This window comes from Nannocystis pusilla (genome assembly GCF_026626665.1).
Classification (GTDB): Bacteria; Myxococcota_A; Polyangia; order Nannocystales; family Nannocystaceae; genus Nannocystis; species Nannocystis pusilla.
In genome coordinates, this window is record NZ_JAPNKE010000002.1 from 9,147,141 (window position 1) to 9,164,119 (window position 16,979).

A 16,979-nucleotide genomic window follows, 5' to 3' on the forward strand; every position below is an offset into this window, starting at 1 on the left:
AGGTGCTCAGGGCTTCAGGGCGGGGTCGGCGACCATGGCGATCTTGGCCACGCCCGCGGCCTTGGCCCGGTCCATGACCTCGATGACGCGGGCGTACTCGACGCTCGCGTCGGCCTTGACGTGGAGCGCGAGGCCGGGCGTGGCACCGACGCGCTCGCGCAGCAGGGCTTCGAAGCGGTCGAGATCGACGACCTCGTCGCCGACGCGAAGGCCGTCGGCCTTGACCTCGACGACGGCGCTGGCCGGCGGCGCGCCGGCGCTGGCCGGCGGCAGCGACGGGAGCTTGGCGATCTGCTCGAGGCGGAGCCGCTCCTCGTCGAGGGACTTCATGCGCGCGGTCAGGACCGCGGTCTCCGCCTCGAGGCGATGCACCCGGTCCTCCAAGGCCTGGACGCGGGTCGTCTGCGCCTCGAGGGCCCTGGAGTCGCAGGCGAGGAGCGGGAGGCCGAGGCCGAGGAGCAGGACGCGCGGGCGAGGCATCGCCGCGAGCATCGCACATATGCCGAGGTCCTGTTGCGCGGAGGGTGCGGGGGGCGAACTTCGGGAGCCTCGTCGGCGCCATTGCGCGCGACCGTGGCAAAACGCAGGGCTTGTCCGCCTCGCCCACGGCGACGACGATGCCGCGATGAAGACGAGGAACGGGTCAGGGGGCGCGATATTGTTGTTGCTGGCGGGCTGTAGCGACGACGGGGTCGGCGGCTCGAGCGGGTCGATCGAGCAGACGAGTACGTCGGATACGACGGCGACGACGACGACGAATCCGGCGACGTCGGACACCCCGACGACCGATACGCCGACATCGACGACGGGCACGACGAGCACGTCGAGCACATCGAGCACGACGACCGGCGAGGAGACGTCGACGACGACCTCGGCGGTCACCGACACGTCCACCAGCGCGCCCGGCGTGTGCGGCGACGGCGAGGTCGACGACGGCGAGGAGTGCGACGACGGTAACGGCGAGGACGGCGACGACTGCACCAACGCATGCACGGCGGCCAAGTGCGGCGACGGCGTGCCGCAGCCCGGGGAGGAATGCGACGACGGCAACGGCGAGGACGGCGACGACTGCACCAACGCATGCACGGCGGCCAAGTGCGGCGACGGGATCGTCGGCCCCGGCGAGGCGTGCGACGACGGCAACGCCGACGACACCGACGCCTGCACGTCGGCGTGCGCGGCGGTGACGTGCGGCGACGGCCTTCCCCAGGAAGGCGAGGAGTGCGACGACGGCAACGCGGTCGACACCGATGCCTGCCTGTCGACCTGCAAGAAAGCCAGCTGCGGCGACGGCAAGGTGCAGGCCGGGATCGAGGAGTGCGATGACGGCAACGCGATCGACCCCGACCTGTGTACGAACGCGTGCAAGCTGCCGAAGTGCGGCGATTCGATCGTTCAGGCGGGCGAGGCGTGCGACGACGGCAACGCGATCGACACCGACGCCTGTCTGCCGAATTGCGAGGAGGCCAGCTGCGGCGACGGCAAGGTGCAGGCCGGGGTCGAGGCGTGCGACGACGGCAACGTCGTCGGCAACGACGGCTGTAGCGCCACCTGCACGGTCGAGGCGAACGTGTGTGCGTCCAACCCCAAGTGGATGCCGGTGAACTGCTCGACCCCGAAGTGGGTGTGGTCGAGCGACAGCGCGCTCGCCACCACCCTCGCGGCCGCCAACGCCCAGAAATTGCTGTGGGCCGGCTGCAGCCACGCCCCCGCCGACAGCACCTGCAGCCTCGACGGCACCGGCTGGGTGTCGACGCAGGTGTTCACGATGAGCGGCTGTAACGCCAGCTGGTATCACCTCGGCGGCGAGTACACCGGCGCCTGCGGCGGCCACGACGGCGACCAGGTCCGCCGCCTCGTGCTCGGGCCGAACGACTGCTATGATTATTGAGGCGAGCTCGTCCTGGCTCGCGTGGCCGGGGCGACTCGCAGGCGCCCGGGCGCGGCCAGCCTGCCGCGCCCGGGTTCATCTTCGGCTCAGCGGACGCGCGCGACGATCCACGCGACGATGTCGGCCAGCACGGTCTCCTTGCCGTAGTCGGCGAGCAGGTCGTGGTAGTGGCCCTCGTACAGCTTGAGCGTCTTGTCTTGCGAGCCGGTGGTGTCGAAGAAGCGCTGGCTGCCGCGCGGCAGGGTCACGCGATCCTCGGTGCCGTGGAGGATGAGCACCGGCAGGGTGATCAGCGGGAACTCGCGCTTGAGCCGCTCGTCGGCGCGGACCATCTCGGCGACGGTGTACGCCGGGTAGCCCTTGCGCTCGATCAGCGGGTCGTTCTTCATCGCCTCGACCACCGCGGGGTCGCGCGAGAAGGCCTCGTCCTCGAGCTTGAGCACGTGGGCGTGCGGGGTGATGTGGCTCAGGCCCTTGAGCACCGCGAGCACGAAGTCGGGCGCGGGCACCTCGTGGGCGAAGCTCTCGCAGATGAAGCCCGCGAGCTCGCTCTGGTGCTCGAGGGCGTAGACGCTGGAGACCACGCCGCCGGCGCTGTGGCCGAGCAAGAACACCTGGAGGCCGGGGTTGCGCGCCTTGGCGAGCTTGACCAGAGTGTGGACGTCGCCGACGTAGTCGCCGAACTTGCCGACCTCGAGCCGGTCGCCCTCCGACACCCCGTGCCCGCGCAGATCGAGCGCGTAGACGGCGAACCCCTGCTCGGCGAGCTGGCCGCCGGCCCACTCGTAAAGGCCGCCGTGGGCCTTGAACCCGTGCACGACCACCACGACCGCGCGCGCGTTCGCGGGTTGCCACGAGCGCAGGTGCAGCTGGGTGCCGTCGTTGGCTGCGAACTTCTCTTGCTTCATCTCGACGTTCCTTGTGAATGAGGGCGACTCACGCATCGCCGAGCGTCAGCGTGGCAGGAGCTGCTGCGCAGGCATGGGAGCCGTACCCGTATCGCCGCGTTCGCGGGCCGGGAAAACCCGACCAAGGTCGGGTGCCGCGAATCGACCGTACGCCGGCGCAGGACCTCCGGAAAGTTGCTTCCGGGGACCGTTACGGGTCGAGCTCCGAGGGGTTCCATGAGTCTCACTCTGCGCGGGCATGCCAGTGACATTCGTGTCGATGACGGTGACGGCGAGCGTCGGCTGGCGCGGGCGCACGGCGACGCGTGGGGCATCGCCACGTTCGAAGACGAGGGGTCGCCGCGCGACGACCTCGACGCCTCGCCACCGAGGTCCGAGCGATCGGTCGCGCCACGAGCCCGCGAATGCGGCGGGCGCAGGCACCCGACCTTGGTCGGGTTTTTCTGTCGCGGGCATGGCTGCGATACATCGGGGGTCCGATGTCCAAGCCCAAATCGACGCACGCGACGGGCGCGCCCGTGGTCGACAATGTCAACATTCAAACGGCGGGTCCGCGCGGGCCGGCGCTGCTGCAAGACATCTGGCTGATCGAGAAGCTCGCGCATTTCGACCGCGAGGTGATCCCCGAGCGGCGCATGCACGCCAAGGGCTCGGGCGCGTACGGCACCTTCACGGTGACGCATGACATCACCCGCTACAGCCGGGCCAAGTTGTTCGCCGAGGTCGGCAAGCAGACGCCGGTGTTCGTGCGCTTCTCGACGGTCGCCGGGGAGCGCGGGGCCGCCGACGCCGAGCGTGACATCCGCGGCTTCGCCGTCAAGTTCTACACCGAAGAGGGCAACTGGGACATCGTCGGCAACAACACGCCGGTGTTCTTCTTCCGCGACCCGCTGCGCTTCCCCGACCTCAATCACGCGGTCAAGCGCGACCCGCGGACCGGCATGCGCGACGCCGACAACAACTGGGACTTCTGGAGCGGGCTGCCCGAGGCGCTCCACCAGGTGACGATCGTGATGAGCGAGCGCGGCATCCCCCGCAGCTATCGCACGATGCACGGCTTCGGCAGCCACACCTTCAGCCTGCTCAACGCCGCGGGCGAGCGCGTGTGGGTCAAGTTCCACTTCGTCAGCCAGCAGGGCATCGAGAACCTGACCGACGCCGAGTCGGAGGCGGTCATCGGCAAGGACCGCGAGAGCCACCAGCGCGACCTGTTCGAGAGCCTCGAGGCCGGCCGCTTCCCGCGCTGGAAGTTCTGCATTCAGGTCATGACCGAGGCGCAGGCGCGCACGCACAGGCACAACCCGTTCGACCTCACCAAGGTGTGGCCGCACGGCGACTATCCGCTGATCGAGGTCGGCGTGCTCGAGCTGAACCGCAACCCCGACAACGTGTTCGCCGAGGTCGAGCAGGCCGCGTTCTCGCCGGCCAACATCGTCCCCGGGGTCGGCTTCTCGCCCGACAAGATGCTGCAAGCGCGCCTCTTCTCGTACGGCGACGCGCAGCGCTACCGCCTCGGCGTCAACTTCAACCAGATCCCCGTCAACGCCCCCAGATGCCCATTCCACAGCTTCCACCGCGACGGCGCGATGCGGGTCGACGGAAACCTCGGCGCGACCAAGCATTACTGGCCCAACCGCCGCGGCGAATGGGATGACAACCCCGGCGCCGGCGAGCCGACGCTCGCGGCCTCCGGCGACGTCGCGCACTGGGACCACCGCGTCGACGAGGACCACTGGGAGCAGCCCGGCAACCTGTTCCGCCTGATGACCCCGGCGCAGCAGCAGGCGCTGTTCGCCAACACCGGCCGCTCGCTCGGCGGCGCCTCGCTCGAGGTGCAGCGGCGACACGTCGCCAACTGCACGAAGGCCGATCCCGCCTACGGCGCCGGGGTGGCGCGCGCGCTGGGCATCGACCAAACCGACGCCGCGCCGCCGGCGAACGACAGAAAGGATTGAACCGTCATGGCCACGATCACCGTCAAGGATGGAACGCAGATCTACTACAAGGATTGGGGCACGGGTCGCCCGGTGGTGTTCAGCCACGGCTGGCCGCTGACGGCCGACGCGTGGGAGGACCAGATGGTGTTCCTCGCCGCGCACGGCTTCCGCTGCATCGCCCACGACCGCCGCGGCCACGGCCGCTCGAGCCAGCCGTACGACGGCAACGAGATGGACACCTACGCCGACGATCTGGCGCAGCTGATCGAGCACCTCGATCTAAAGCAGGCGACGTTGATCGGCCACTCGACCGGCGGCGGCGAGGTCACCCGCTACATCGGCCGCCACGGCACGATGCGAGTCGCCCAGCTCGTGCTCGTCGGCGCGGTGCCGCCGCTGATGCTGAAGACCGAGGCCAACCCGGGCGGCCTGCCGATCGACGCGTTCGACGGCATCCGCGCCGCGGTCAAGGCCGACCGCTCGCAGTTCTTCAAAGACCTGCCGACGGCGTTCTACGGCGCCAATCGCCCCGGCGGCAAGCTGTCGGACGGCGTGCGCGACAGCTTCTGGCTGCAGGGCATGCAGGCCGGCCTCAAGAACGCGCTCGATTGCATCAAGGCGTTCTCCGAGACCGACTTCACCGAGGACCTGAAGAAGGTCGACGTGCCGACGCTGTTCATCCACGGTGACGACGACCAGATCGTGCCGTTCGGCGCGAGCGCGCAGGCGGCCCACAAGCTGGTCAAGGGCTCGCAGCTCAAGGTCTACGCGGGCGGCGACCACGGCCTGCCGACGACCCAGAAGGACCGCGTCAACGCCGACCTGCTGGCGTTCTTGCAGAGCCGCGCGGCGTCGTGAGTCCGCCAGGAGCCGCGCGATGGAGCTGACGTACCTCGGCACCGCGACGCTGGCGATCCGCGTCGGCGAGACGCGGCTCCTGACCGACCCGGTGTTCGACGCGATCGGCAGCACCTACGACTTCGGCCTGTGGTGTACGCCGCGCTCATGGTTCGCCAGCGAGAAGCGCTACGAGACGCCGGCGGACCCGGCGTCGCTCGGCCGCTTCGACGCGGTGCTGCTCAGCCACGATCACCACGCCGACAACCTCGACCTCGCCGGTCGCGCCCTGGTGGCCGACGAGGCCCGCGTGGCGCAGGTGATCACCACGGTCCCGAGCGCGCGCCGACTGGCAAAGCCGCTGGCGAAGCACGACGGTCCCGGCCGCGGCCTCGGGCTCGGCGCGCGCGGTCGGCCTCGCGCCCGACGCCCGCACCCGCGTCGGTCCGCTGACGATCACCGCGATCGTCGCCCGCCACGGCCCCCGCTACGCGCCGCAGGTCCACGAGGTCACCGGCTTCGTCGTCGACGTCGACGACGGACCGCGCGTGTGGATCTCGGGGGACACCGTGATGTTCCCGGGCCTCGCGGCGAGGCTGACCGAGCTCCGCCGCGAGCGACCGGTCGACCTCGCGGTGGCCCACTGCGGCGCGGTCGGCTTCCCGCACGCGCTGGGGTTCCGCCACGCTCGCTTCACCTTCGACGCAGCCGAGGCGATCGCCGCCTGCCGCCTGCTCGATGCGAAGACGATCCTGCCGATCCACCGCTCCGGCTGGGCTCACTTCCAGCAGCCCGAGACCGACCTGCGCAGCGCGTTCGCGGCCGCGGGTCTGGAGGAGCGCGCGCGCTTCCTCGAGCTCGGCGCGACGCTCACGCTATGATCATAGCGGGAATGGATGCACCCGACGCGGCGTTCGGGGTCCGCGGCGGGGAGGGGTAGCGAGGCGCGCGGAACCGTCCACCGCCCCGCGCGGGTCGTGGTACGCTTTGGCGATGCAGATCGGTCACGGCCCTCCCTCGCGTCGCCAGGCGATGTTCGGTGGTCACGGCGAGGTGCTCGTCTGGGACCTGCTCGCCGGGCAACCCGCGGCGCCGTTCACGTCGGTGCTCTCGTGCGTGCTGGAGGCGGGGGGCCACGTCGGGCGTCACGTCCAGCAGCGCGACTCGGAGATCGTCGTCGGCCTGACCGGCTGTGGCGAGGCCACGGTCGACGGCCGCGCGCAGCCGTTCGGTCCCGGTACGGTGGTGTTCTTGCCGTTCCGCTCGACGCTCGAGCTGCGCAACGAGCGAGCCGACGCCCCGCTGCGCTACCTGATCGTCAAGGCGACACCGGCTGCCTCCGAGCCGAAGCCCGCGCCGGCGCGTGACGACGAGCCGCCGGAACGGTGACGCCGGCAGGGGCGAGAACCGTGGAAGAGGAAGAGAAGTCGAAGTCCGCGCCCGGAGAGTTGAACTCCGAAGGGCTCGCTTATCAGACGAGGTGTGGCACCGTCCACTGACGCGGTAAAAAGACCCGAGCCGCGGCAGCACCCCGCGACCCGGGAGAGAGTTGGTCGGAGACCGGGGTGTCGCACCCCGCCTACGTGTTCCCGAAACACGCCTCGCACTCCGCGATCCGTCTCCGATGACGTACTGTCTGCTTGCGAAAGAAATCGAGGTGGTGCGAGTCGAACGCACAATCTCATGCTCCCCGAGCATGCGGCTTACCCACAAGCCTTCACCTCGTATGAAATGACCCTGCGGAGTGACGATCTCCGGTCTCCGCGTCGAGGGCGCGGATTCTGCCGTTGAACTACAGGGCCAGGTTGCTGCTTCTTCCCGATAAAAGTGCCCGCGGAGGGTGTCGAGCCCCCGACCTGCGATGTGTAAGAACGCCGCTCTCCCGTTGAGCTACGCGGGCATGCCAGAGAGGATGGCGCGCGTCGAGGCGCGCGGGTGGGCTAGAGGGTTCCGCCCCCTCACCTGTGCTGTCACAGAGCACCGCTCTTCTCACGAGCTTTAGACCAACAGGGGAGCCGGGACTCGAACCCGGTTCGCAGGATTTGGAGTCCCGCATGTCACCGTCAACACCTCTCCCCTACAATGATGCCTCGACGAAGCACTCGCGGCAGGAGTCGAACCTGCGTCCCTTGGTTTAGAAGACCAATGCTCATCCAGCTGAGCTACGCGAGCCTGGCAGCCCCGCCGGGGGTCGCACCCAGTCCTCGACCTTCGGACGGTCGCGTGCAATCTGATACACTTCGAGGCCATGCGTTGTTTTTAATGAGAAAGTACTCTCGGGTGGAATTGCACCACCGTCTCAGGCTCCGTAGACCTGGGCCCTGTCTTCTAGACCACGAGAGCAAGCAGAGAACGAACAAACAGAGTACTCTCGGGTGAATTGCACCACCGTCTCAGGCTCCGTAGACCTGGGCCCTATCTTCTAGACCACGAGAGCAAGAAAGTGTTGGTCCATCGAGGAATCGAACCTCGTACCTCCTGCGTGTCATGCAGGCGCTCGACCGGGGAGCTCCTGGACCTTTTAATAAAAGAAAGAGCCCCGCCCGGGGATCGAACCCGGCGACTCCGCGCTACGAGGGCGGCGCATCACCATTGATGCTTGGGGGGCAGGAGGTCCCGCAGGACCGCGGCGGAGCCCTCGCCGGGTAACGCTCCCGGACTGCGCTACATACCAAGCAGCGCCCTCCCTTGGAGCAAGGGCAATTACGGTAGAGCAGCTCCCCGGGGTCGCACCGGGCCCTCGTGGTAGGCAACCACGCGTCTCACTGACAAGACCTGAACTGCAGTATTCTTGAAAAACAGCGCGGCGCAGCGCGCGAGAGCCGATGGCGGGAATCAAACCCACGTCTTCACCTTGGAAGGGTGACGCCCAGTCACTAGGCCACATCGGCGAGCGAGTCGTGACACGCATACGAATCACGGGGGAGAAGATTCACGAGAGATAAGGGGCGGAGAGGCTCGAACTCTCCTGGCGAGGTTCAAAGCCTCGCGTAGCTCACCGCGCGCGCCCCTGCGCGAGACGCCACCGGCGGGTTCGAACCCGCGATCTCCTCGCTGACAACGAGGCGGGGACTCCAGCTCCCCTACGGCGGCAAACGGCCTCGAGTCGGCGAGGCCACCGGATTGGCGAAATAATACGGATACGAGCTCCCCGAGAGTCGAACTCGGTCGAGCGCACGCGCTCGGCATACGGATTAAAAGTCCGCCCCATTCCCGTCCTGGCCGGAGCCCGGGGTCGATAGAGTATTCTTAATTTAAAGAATAGAAATAGTGACGAGCCGAGCTGGTAACGATCCAGCCTGAAGCGGGGTAAGAATCCGCCGGACATCCATCTGTCCCATCGGCCCAAGAGCGGAAGCGGCAAGAATCGAACTTGCATCGAGTGGGCCAAGCCCAGGCAGATTAACAATCTGCTGTCCTACCATTGGACGACGCTCCCAGGTGTCGGTGCGAGCACGGCTCCGACCGCCGTGTGTTGTGCTGAACGCTCGCTGTGACGTAACAGGCGTCGTTACGCCGCCAGTGGACCGCTCGGGTACCGCCCCCGATGTGAACACGAACCTTGCAAGGGTTCGCCAGCGCCTTCGCTCGCAGCCCGATTGTCGTCAAGGGATGGTGCCGGCAGGTAACGAGCCTGCGTATGGCGCCTTATGAGAGCGCTGCCTGTCACTCGGCCACGGCACCCCTTCGCGCGGCGTCGACGAGACGTCGAGGCCACGGCATGAATTGCGCCGGCTGGTGTCGATCCAGCAAGCCTCGGGTCAGAGCCGAGGGTCGGGGCCGCCCGACGACGCAATCTTCTCTTCCTCTTCCACGATTCAGTTGTAAAACAGCGCGCGTCGAGGACGCGAACCCGGCCGGAGCGGCCGATGCCGGCGCCGTGAGACGCCGACCCGAGGCGTGACCCCGGACTCCCGAACCCGGAAGCGAGGGCGACCTGGAAGAAGCTCGCAGACGAGACGCTTTGCCGACGCGCCGCGAACTGAGCGTCTGGCGGCGGTTTGTTTTGCCGCCAGTTGGACGCTCGCCGACTTCGTGGTCGCGGACGGTTGCAGTGCTCTACGTCAGCATCCGCGACCACGTCGCCACGGCCTAATACGCTTGCCCATCGCATCGTCGGCGACGGGCTGGTGCGTATCTTTCGTGGTGACGGCGATCGGTGCCATGACGCAGGTCCTTGCCCCCACTTGAGCACGCGGCAGGCCAGGAGTCAACCGCGGAGGCAAAGCGCGTGATTTCAACAGGTTGCCGATTGGACTCGGGGAGACTCCGGGGCGGAATGCTATCCTATCGAATCGGTTTGTATCGAGATGTATCGCAGGGCCTCGGCCGCAAGAGCGCCGAGGTTCGGCCCCGCGCTTCGAGGCTGTCGTCGAGGCGCGATTGAGGACGCCACGGGCGAACATGAGCCCGCCGCGGACGATGGCAAGGGGGCACGCCGGGCGTTGCCGTCATCGCCCGCGCGCGCCCGGGTCAGACGGCCGGCTTCGTTCGGGGGCAATCGGCACAGGCTCGGATCGCTTCGGCGTAGGCCGGGTCTCGCTGTCGCTGCGCGGCTGAGCGCAGCCACTCGGGCACGCCCGGAAGCGGTTCATTGAGCCCCAGAAGGGTGAGCATCGAAGCACGAAAGCCTTCCGCGGCCTCGTCGGACCAATCCTCTTGGAGCAGCTGGAAGATCCGGAGCTTATCCCTGGATAGAAGCGTGCCGTCACACTGCGCGAGGAAGATCGATCTGACCATGTTGCTCAGGAAATCATAGTAGAGCTCGGTGGTTTCCTGGCGGTCGGTGGCCGGTGTCGACAGAAGCTCGTGCGCAAGAAGCCTGAGCTCTCCGCAGTCGCCGCCGAAGCGGATATGTGCGAGGCGTTCATCAATGGATTCGAGCAAGGTCAAGGCAGCCTTGATCATTTCGGCGAGGTTCATGTCACGTGGATGCCTCGGCTCGCGGGACGGAAAATGCCCACTTGCGGAGGAGCGGCCAGCACCTTCGGGTAAGCTCTGCCGGGTCGCCCGAGAACAGCACCCCTTCCTCCCAGGGGACGGCCTCGAGGTCGGCGAAGGGATCGTCGGCTTTGTCTTGGAGCGCCTCACGGGACATGTAGAGCCTCTCCATCTCGACCCGGAACGGGTTTGTCGCTTCTCGTAACTCGGCCAGGGATGGACCGCGGAACAACGACGAGCCGAGGGCGGCGATGGGCGGGCGGAGGCCTTGAACGAGCTCCCGTAGTGACGCCAGGCTCTTCTTCGGGCTCTCCTTCGAGAGCAGGAGCTCGATCGGGTGTTCCGAGGCCGAACACGCGATGGAGCTGATTCCGAGCTGCAGGCGACGTTCGTGCGCGCCCTGGCGGACGAGACTCCGTGAGGGCTCCAGCAGCAGTTCGAGCGGCACCTGCTCGTTCGGCGGGTCACCCGCGCACTCTCCTCGATCGCGCTCGATGTCCGCAATCGACTGAAAACTGTTCGGGAGCGATTCCCTCCGGACGACGAGCGCTCGCTCGATCCGCCATCCCCGTGAGAGATGAAAGTCGATGACTCTCCGCATGTGACGAGAAAAATCGTCGTCCGCGAGGATGGTGATGACGGGGTAGAATTCTCCTTGTCGCCTCATTGTGCTCCTATGGGCCGTCTCGGCGTGCTTGCCGCAGATACGTGCCGAGCTGACGCTGGCTCGGCCACCATGCGCTGGCGACCTTCCCGGTGTGCGGCCCGTCGCGGAAGAAGTGGACCACGATGTACTTGCCGTCGATCCTTGCGAGGTGAGCGATGGTGGCCGATGAGGCTGAATGCGAGAAGAACGTGAGACCGCTCCGACGCGCGCGGTCGAGGATCGAGACGAAGGCGGAGCGGTGGACGTGTCCTTGCATCGCGCCGCCGAGCAGCTCGCCGGCGTGGCGGCTCCAAGCATGCTCGATGTCGAGGTGATCGAGGGGACGCGTTTGCCGTGTCTTCTTGTCGCATCTGTGCAGCCCGAGCGGGTCGAAGGAGCTCAGGGGGTCGGGGACGTAGGCGTAGAAGGCGAGGCCTGCCGCGAGGCCGAGCGGATCCTGGCTGATGTACTGGCCCGCCTCGGGGTCGTAGTAGCGAAAGCGGTTGTAGTAGAGGCCGGTCTCGGTGTCTTCGTATTGGCCGGGGTAGCGGAACGGACAAAGTTGTCGGTCGCCCGCGAGGTCGCGGACGCGGCCGTGAATGTCGAAGGCGACGGACCAGACCGGGCGGCCCTCGGTGTCGAAGGCCGCGATCGGGGTGCCGAGGTGATCGGCGACGAGGCTGACAGCCTCGCGTGCGTGCGAGGACAGGCGCGCGACGGGCGTGAAGGTGGCGGGCTCGAAGATCCACGTGAGCAGCTCGGGATCGTCGGCGCTCGGAGAGCGTATGCTGATGTCGAGCGGTCGCTCGTCCGCCGGATTGGTCGGTGCGCGCGTCGGTAACTCGGGCAGGTCCGGCGAGAGGGTCCACTCGTGGAGCGGGACGTCGCCGTCCCATAACCACCGGGTACGTCGAATATTTTTAAAAGGACTTGCTGGTGCGGCGGCCGAGCGCGTCGTACGTGAAGCTGACGCGCTCACCATCGGGCCGGCACACTTCGGCCAGGTTGCCGCTGGCGGTCCAGCGGTAGAGCCAGGTGCCGGCGTCGTCGGTCTTTTGGATGAGGTTGCCTTCGGAGTCGTATTCGAAGGCGGTGTCCTCGGACTTCAGGAGCTGGCCGGCTGGACCGTAGGTGCGGCGGTGCTCGCCGTCGCGGAAGAGGTTGCCGGCGGCGTCGGGTCGACGCAGGACTACCTGTCCCTGGGGATAGGTGGCGGAGACGAGGAAGCCGCGCTCGTCGTGCTCGTATTCGATGGCGCCGCGGTAAAGGTCGTCGATGCGGCCGAGGCGCGCGCCGCACGTCCAGGTGTGGCGCCGACGATGATGCGCGAAGGTGTGCGTGCGCGCTCCGAGCCGGGCGGGCGTGAGGTGCTCGATGGTGTGCTCGGTGGGCAAGCCGAGCGGGTCGTGTTGCCACCGCGAACAGATGTCGCCGGGGAGGTCGCGCTGCGCCTCGAGACCACCGGCCTCGCGTCGAAAGGTGGCCGACCACGCGCTCGCCGGCCTCGATGCGCAGGACGGCGCCCATCACGTCGCGCGAGAGCTGCACGCGCGCGCCGAGGGACGAGCGCAGACGCGAGCGCAGGCCGTCGGGGCCGAGTTCCTGCTCGACCCAGTGTTCGCCCTGCGCCTCGCGGACGACGCGGCCGAGAGCGTCGCGCTCGAAGCGGACGATGACCGGCTCGGCGTCGGGCTCGACGTGCACGGCATCGAGCATGGCACCGTCGGCGCGGTAGGTGAAGACGTCGCTGCTGCCGTCCGAGTGGAAGACGCCGGTGAGCTGACCGGCGGCGTCGCGCGCGTAGGCGGTGCGGAGCCCGCCCGGACGGAAGACCTCGGTGACGCGCCCTGCCAGGTCGCGGCGGTAAATCCGGCGGAGCCCGTCGAAGCCGTGCTCGGCCTTGATGTCACCCGCGGGGTCGAGCTCGAAGCGGTAGACGGCGCCGGCTTCGTTGGTGATCGCGGTGAGGCGCTCCTCGGTGTCGTGGGCGTATCGCACGGTGAATCCGGCCTCGGTGCGGGCGACGAGGCAGCCCATGCCGGTATATGCCATGCGAACGTCGCGGCGAGCGTCGCTGACCTTGAGGACATGTCCTTCGGGATCGTAGCCGTAGGTGCGGCGGTCGCCGTCCGGGAGATCGACGCTGACGAGGCGATCGAGCAGGTCGTAGCAGCGGCGCTCTAGGTTGCCGCGCGCGTCGGTCCATGCGACGGGACGTCCGCGGCGATCGTACGCCCATGCCTCCGTGGTGCCGTCGGGGAGCTGCACGCGAGTGAGCGCGCCGGCGGCGTCGTGGACGAATCGCACCGCGCGGCCGGCAGGGTCGATCACCGCGGCGAGGTGCAGCCGCTCGTAAAGGTAGGTGGTCCTCTGGCCGAGCGGATCGGTGCGCGTGGCGAGGCGGCCCCGCTCGTCGTGGACGTAGCGCCAGCGGCCGCCGAGAGCGTCGACCGCGGTGTGCGGCAGCCCGGTCGCGCCGTACTCGACGCGCTGGGCGCCGTCCGGGCCGACGACGCGGGTGCAGTTGCCCCGGGCGTCGTACTCGTAGCGGGTGACGCGGTCCAGCGGGTCGATGTCGGCGGTCCTGCGCAGGTGCTCGTCGAACTCGAAGCGGGTGATGCCGCCGCGCGGGTCGGTGATCTGCACGACCTCGCCGCGACCGCCGGCGGCGTAGACGGTCGGCTCGCCGCACGAGTTGGTGACGACGGTGACGCGGCGCTGCTTGTCGTAGACGAGGGTATGATCATAGATCCCGCCGTCGCCCCAGGTGTGAACGCAGGCGGCCCCGGGCTCGGGGCCGTCGTATTCGAAGTGGAAGCTGAGGCCCGTCCGCAGGGTGTGGCGGACGAGGCGGTGACGATGGTAGGCGTACCGGGTGGTCTGGCCGAGGGCGTCGACGACCTCGATGAGATCGCCTTCGGACGAATAGCGGTACTCGAGGTGACGGACGAGGCCCTCGCGGTCGGGGTGCGGGATGAAGATGCGGTGCAGGCGGGACTGGCGATCGTAGGTGAGGCGGTACTCGCGGCCGGCGCTGTCACGGACCCGATGCAGGCGAGCGCGGTCGTCGTGGTCGCAGGCGATCGCGTGACCGGCGAGGGTGCGCACGGCGACGAGGCGAGCGTGGCCGAGCTCGCCGGAGGTGTCCCCGGGGACAGGTGCGAACTCGTGCAGGCGTCCTGCGGCGTCCTCGACGGTGTAGCGGCCGTCGCCGTCGCTCGAGAGGGTCAGGCGGTTGCGCGGGTCGAACAGGCGGAGCGGCCTGTCGAGGCGGGCGTCACGAGGGAGCTCGAAGCAGAGCTCGCGGCCGTCCTCGGCGCGGTAGACGAGCTGCCGGCTCTCGCGCCATACGGCCTGATCGAGGCTGTGCGACCAGCCGTGGCCGATGACGGAGTCGCGGGCGCTCCAGGTGGAGCTGTAGTTGCGTTCGAAGCCGAAGCGCAGCGGGCCGGTGAGCTCGAGGTCGATGTCGTCGGTGATGACGCGGCCGGCGATGACGTCGACCGGATGACCGGTGAGGAAACAATCCTGCTTGTGCAGGGCGTTGTCGAGCCGCCCGGGTTTGAAGTTCCCGCGCGCGCGGGCGTGCAGCGCGTCGGCGAGGTTCTGATTGCGCGTCGTCGACTTGAGGCCGCGCGCGAGTTTCCCGAGAGCGCCGATGGTGACGCGCCAGGGGGGCATGGGAAAGCCGCCGATCTGCACGTCCGAGGCGCCGGTGATGATCGCGCCGAAGCACGGCGGAGTGCCGGGGTCCTTGCCCATGAGGAGGCGGGCGGCGAGAGCGACCGCGTCGACGGCGGTCTGGGCCGCTTGCGTGGTCGCGCCGAGGGCCAGCCCGGCGCTGACCTCGGTCATGGCCGCGGCCATCGTGGTGTCGCCGGCGGCCGCGTATTCGCGGCTGTCTCGCGCGCACGCTTGCGATTGCTGGTGCTGCAGGACCGCAGACGCGGCGCCGAGGGCCAGGGGGAGGCTGTTCAAGGCGCCGGCGGCCACCTTGGCGGCAGCGCCGGCGGGCGGCAGCGGGGTCTGGCAATGACGGGTGATGTCGAGCGAGCGCGCGGCCCGGCCGCCGCCGATGAACACCTTGCTCGAGCCCGTCATCACCTGGAACGGAGGCGCGAGCGAGCCGCAGGTGATCGAGAGGCCGAGGTCGCCGGCGCGGGCGGCCGGCAGACCGCCGATCAGGACGGAGGTGCAGCCGCCGAGCATGACCGGGCCGATGCTCGGCAACGGGAGCGGCATGGCGGGCGGATGCGAGTGCAGGTGCGGGGCGCCGAGGTGGAGCGAAGCGAGGGTGGCGGCGGGCAGCGGCGGGACCGCGGCGCCGAGCGGGGCGGTGAGGAGCGCGAAGCCGGTGCCGAGGAGCTCGATGGGGACGTTGAGCAACGCGAGACTGCCACCGAGGAGGCGGGTGGCGGTGGCGAGCGGGCTCTCCTCGTCGCGTTGTCGCTGCTCGGCCGGCGAGCGCGGGGCGATGAACGGCGCGACGCGGACGGCGACGACCTCTTGGAGGGCGCTCAGGATCCCGCCGGTCTCGTCGCCACCGACGGAGGTGTTCTTGGCGGGCCGGATCTGCTTGCCGACGATCAGCATGACCGGGCCTCCTGCAAGCGAGTGGTGATGGTCGCCTGTTCTTCGAGACAGGCGCGGTGTCGGGCGCGATCGATCGGCCTGTGATGGGCGGCGAGGTGGCCGAGGATGCTGTGGAGCCGCTGCGGGTAGTCGATGGCGCGACAGAGCTCGGCGGCGTCGTTCCACACGCGAACGGCTCGAGCAGCGGCGCCGCGGGCTCGATGGCACACACCGAGCGACTCCTGCACGTCTGCGCGGGTGTGCGGGCGCAGCAGCTTCGCGGCGAGGGTGTCGGCCAATTGATAGTAGCCCTCGGCGTCGATCGGCTGCGCGAGGGCGAGGCAGGTGTCGGCGAGGGCGACGACGATCTGCAGGGTCACCGGAAACGCCGGGGTCGCCGCTGCCTCGAGCAGCGCGGTCTCGTAGGTCCGGCGGGCCCGGGCGAGGTCGCCGCGGGCGCGCTGGACGTCGCCGACGCCGGATCGCGCGAGGGCGGCCAGCGCAGGGCTCGCAGTGCGAGCGTGAAACTCGGCGCAGCCGGAGAACTTCTGCTCGGCGTCGACGAGGCGACCGTGGCCGAGGTCGAGCCAGGCGAGCTCCAGGAGCGCCTGGATCCGCGCAGCCGCCGGGCGCTCGGGGTCGCGGGCGGCAGCGGCGGCGGCCGCGACGGCGTCCTCGGGCGTGAGGTCGAGGCTGTATGCGAGGACATGTTCATCGGGACATGTCATTGCCGAGGTGAAGTGCGCGGGGCGAGCTCGATCGTCGCGCAGGACCAGGCGCACGCGCGGGTGCTGTGAGGCGCGCAGCAGCGGCTCGGCGAGCTCGACGCTGAAGTCGGGTGGGAGGCTGGAGGGAGGAGGGCGATGACGAGGCGGTGATCGCCCGGCGGGAGCAGAGCGAGCACGTGGTCCACGAGCGCGTGGAAGCGCGTGGCCGGAGAGGCAGCGGGGTCGCGCGCGAGGGCGGGAAGGTCGGGCAGGGCGGCGCCGGGGCCGAGCTGCTCGGCGAGGTTCGCCTGCTGCAAGGCGAGGTTGTCGGCGAGGGCGTCGACGAGCGCGGCGGTGGTGGCCGCGGCGTCGGTGAAGGTCAGGAAGAGGTCGGACTCGGAGCGCTCGTCGAGGCGGGCGAGGACCTGGGCGAGGTAGAGCGTCTCGACGTCGCTGCAGGCGACGACGAGGACGCCGGGGAGATCGCGCTCGACGAGGCCGGCGAGCAGCGATTCGAGCTCGGTGAGGACGGCTTGCATA

The 16,979-nt window shown here is 68.9% G+C and carries 14 protein-coding genes, 11 tRNA genes and 1 pseudogene; 5 read left to right on the plus strand and 21 right to left on the minus strand.

The window, feature by feature from the left end:
- Positions 1 to 6: 6 nt before the first annotated feature.
- A complete protein-coding gene (locus OV079_RS40395) occupies positions 7 to 480 on the minus strand; it encodes an ExbD/TolR family protein (RefSeq protein WP_267775020.1) in 474 nt (157 codons plus the stop codon).
- 145 nt (positions 481 to 625) lie between these two features.
- On the opposite strand from OV079_RS40395, the gene OV079_RS40400 reads away from it, so the two are divergent.
- Entirely contained in the window at positions 626 to 1,891 is a 1,266-nt protein-coding gene (locus tag OV079_RS40400; protein ID WP_267775021.1) for a DUF4215 domain-containing protein, read from the plus strand.
- An 86-nt stretch (positions 1,892 to 1,977) separates the two neighbouring features.
- On the opposite strand, the gene OV079_RS40405 is transcribed toward OV079_RS40400, so the two are convergent.
- Positions 1,978 to 2,799, minus strand: a complete 822-nt coding sequence (locus OV079_RS40405) for an alpha/beta hydrolase (protein ID WP_267775022.1) — start codon at positions 2,797 to 2,799, stop codon at positions 1,978 to 1,980.
- 479 nt (positions 2,800 to 3,278) lie between these two features.
- Here OV079_RS40405 and OV079_RS40410 point away from each other — a divergent pair, with 479 nt between their 5' ends.
- Positions 3,279 to 4,754, plus strand: coding sequence for a catalase (locus OV079_RS40410; RefSeq protein ID WP_267775023.1), 1,476 nt, complete (start codon positions 3,279 to 3,281; stop codon positions 4,752 to 4,754).
- Positions 4,755 to 4,760: 6 nt separating this feature from the next.
- Positions 4,761 to 5,594 (plus strand): alpha/beta fold hydrolase, encoded by an 834-nt coding sequence (locus OV079_RS40415; RefSeq protein WP_267775024.1) that lies wholly within the window; start codon positions 4,761 to 4,763, stop codon positions 5,592 to 5,594.
- Positions 5,595 to 5,739: 145 nt separating this feature from the next.
- Here the strand turns inward: OV079_RS40415 and OV079_RS40420 are convergent, their stop codons facing one another.
- Positions 5,740 to 6,033: a hypothetical protein gene (locus tag OV079_RS40420; RefSeq protein ID WP_267775025.1), complete on the minus strand. Its 294-nt coding sequence runs from the start codon at positions 6,031 to 6,033 to the stop codon at positions 5,740 to 5,742.
- Here OV079_RS40420 and OV079_RS40425 point away from each other — a divergent pair.
- Positions 6,029 to 6,454, plus strand: coding sequence for an MBL fold metallo-hydrolase (locus OV079_RS40425; RefSeq protein WP_267778761.1), 426 nt, complete (start codon positions 6,029 to 6,031; stop codon positions 6,452 to 6,454). The genes OV079_RS40420 and OV079_RS40425 overlap by 5 nt on opposite strands.
- 112 nt (positions 6,455 to 6,566) lie before the next feature.
- Positions 6,567 to 6,962 (plus strand): cupin domain-containing protein, encoded by a 396-nt coding sequence (locus tag OV079_RS40430; RefSeq protein ID WP_267775027.1) that lies wholly within the window; start codon positions 6,567 to 6,569, stop codon positions 6,960 to 6,962.
- Between the two features lie 263 nt (positions 6,963 to 7,225).
- Here the strand turns inward: OV079_RS40430 and OV079_RS40435 are convergent.
- The 18 genes and pseudogenes from OV079_RS40435 to OV079_RS40515 all read right to left on the minus strand — a co-directional run bounded on the left by OV079_RS40435 (position 7,226) and on the right by OV079_RS40515 (position 16,978).
- Positions 7,226 to 7,298, minus strand: a tRNA-Pro gene (locus OV079_RS40435).
- Positions 7,299 to 7,401: 103 nt separating this feature from the next.
- Positions 7,402 to 7,473, minus strand: a tRNA-Val gene (locus OV079_RS40440).
- Positions 7,474 to 7,580: 107 nt separating this feature from the next.
- Positions 7,581 to 7,652 (minus strand) — tRNA-Trp (locus tag OV079_RS40445).
- A gap of 20 nt (positions 7,653 to 7,672) precedes the next feature.
- Positions 7,673 to 7,745 (minus strand) — tRNA-Arg (locus tag OV079_RS40450).
- A 99-nt stretch (positions 7,746 to 7,844) separates the two neighbouring features.
- Positions 7,845 to 7,916, minus strand: a tRNA-Arg gene (locus OV079_RS40455).
- Positions 7,917 to 8,020: 104 nt separating this feature from the next.
- A tRNA-Val gene (locus tag OV079_RS40460) sits at positions 8,021 to 8,092 on the minus strand.
- Positions 8,093 to 8,108: 16 nt separating this feature from the next.
- Positions 8,109 to 8,181, minus strand: a tRNA-Thr gene (locus OV079_RS40465).
- Between the two features lie 212 nt (positions 8,182 to 8,393).
- Positions 8,394 to 8,464, minus strand: a tRNA-Gly gene (locus OV079_RS40470).
- Between the two features lie 129 nt (positions 8,465 to 8,593).
- Positions 8,594 to 8,666, minus strand: a tRNA-Asp gene (locus OV079_RS40475).
- Between the two features lie 259 nt (positions 8,667 to 8,925).
- Positions 8,926 to 9,012, minus strand: a tRNA-Asn gene (locus OV079_RS40480).
- A gap of 174 nt (positions 9,013 to 9,186) precedes the next feature.
- Positions 9,187 to 9,257, minus strand: a tRNA-Met gene (locus tag OV079_RS40485).
- 789 nt (positions 9,258 to 10,046) lie between these two features.
- A complete protein-coding gene (locus OV079_RS40490) occupies positions 10,047 to 10,496 on the minus strand; it encodes a hypothetical protein (RefSeq protein ID WP_267775028.1) in 450 nt (149 codons plus the stop codon).
- A 1-nt stretch (position 10,497) separates the two neighbouring features.
- Positions 10,498 to 11,115 (minus strand): hypothetical protein, encoded by a 618-nt coding sequence (locus OV079_RS40495; protein WP_267775029.1) that lies wholly within the window; start codon positions 11,113 to 11,115, stop codon positions 10,498 to 10,500.
- Positions 11,116 to 11,188: 73 nt separating this feature from the next.
- Positions 11,189 to 12,142, minus strand: a complete 954-nt coding sequence (locus OV079_RS40500; RefSeq protein ID WP_267775030.1) for an RHS repeat domain-containing protein — start codon at positions 12,140 to 12,142, stop codon at positions 11,189 to 11,191.
- Positions 12,081 to 12,554 (minus strand): hypothetical protein, encoded by a 474-nt coding sequence (locus OV079_RS60675; protein ID WP_476703791.1) that lies wholly within the window; start codon positions 12,552 to 12,554, stop codon positions 12,081 to 12,083. The genes OV079_RS40500 and OV079_RS60675 overlap by 62 nt, the downstream gene beginning before the upstream one ends.
- Positions 12,555 to 13,098: 544 nt before the next feature.
- Positions 13,099 to 15,753: pseudogene (locus OV079_RS40505) on the minus strand (DUF6531 domain-containing protein); the annotation flags it as partial.
- Positions 15,747 to 16,514, minus strand: a complete 768-nt coding sequence (locus OV079_RS40510; RefSeq protein ID WP_267775033.1) for a hypothetical protein — start codon at positions 16,512 to 16,514, stop codon at positions 15,747 to 15,749. The pseudogene OV079_RS40505 and the gene OV079_RS40510, both read right to left, overlap by 7 nt.
- The gene (locus OV079_RS40515) at positions 16,457 to 16,978 is read right to left on the minus strand and encodes a hypothetical protein (RefSeq protein WP_267775034.1); all 522 of its coding nucleotides are present in this window, start codon (positions 16,976 to 16,978) and stop codon (positions 16,457 to 16,459) included. The genes OV079_RS40510 and OV079_RS40515 overlap by 58 nt, the downstream gene beginning before the upstream one ends.
- Between the last annotated feature and the right edge of the window lies 1 nt (position 16,979).